Below are 615 nucleotides of genomic sequence, written 5' to 3'. Positions count from 1 at the left end.
CGGAAAGGGCCAAGCCCGAGAAGTGTAACGCCGCGGGGAGCGGCCGCGGGAGGCTTGGCCTACCGCACAGGGTCGCCCCCGTTCTCTGAAGGCAAGGAACAGACATCATGGCAAGCCCGAAAGAAATCACCCAGCGCCGCGCGCAGCGCGTGCGCCGCCAGCTCAAGAAGGTCGCCGGCGCGCGTCCGCGTCTCTCGGTGCACCGCACCTCGAAGAACATCTACGTCCAGGTCATCGACGACGCGCAGGGCCGCACGCTGGCCGCCGCCTCGACGCTGGAGAAGGACCTCAAGGGTTCGCTCAAGACCGGCGCCGACACCGCTGCCGCTGCTGCTGTCGGCAAGCTGATCGCCGAGCGCGCCGCGAAGGCCGGCGTCAAGGAAGTCGTCTTCGACCGTGGCGCCTACATCTATCATGGCCGCGTCAAGGCGCTGGCCGAGGCCGCCCGCGAGGGTGGGCTTAGCTTCTGATTTTCACCGCCTGCGACCCAAAGATGGCGCCGGCATTTCAGCAACCCGTGCTTCCGGAAAAGAACAAGGACTAGGACATGGCACAGGAACGTAGGGAAGGCGGCCGCGGCCGCCTTCCCTACGTTCCTGTGCCATGTCCTAGTCC

1 protein-coding gene is annotated in these 615 nt (G+C 66.5%); it reads left to right on the top strand.

Translation table 11 applies throughout. The features are described 5' to 3' along the window. The first annotated feature begins 107 nt into the window (after positions 1-107). Positions 108-470 carry a 50S ribosomal protein L18 gene (rplR, locus tag EOA38_RS38350; RefSeq protein ID WP_126094105.1) on the top strand — a complete coding sequence of 121 codons (363 nt, stop codon included), beginning with the start codon at positions 108-110 and terminating at the stop codon, positions 468-470. The last annotated feature ends 145 nt before the right edge of the window (positions 471-615 follow it).

The organism is Mesorhizobium sp. M1E.F.Ca.ET.041.01.1.1, assembly GCF_003997355.1.
Taxonomy (GTDB): Bacteria; Pseudomonadota; Alphaproteobacteria; order Rhizobiales; family Rhizobiaceae; genus Mesorhizobium.
This window is presented reverse-complemented; position numbering and strand designations above follow the sequence as displayed.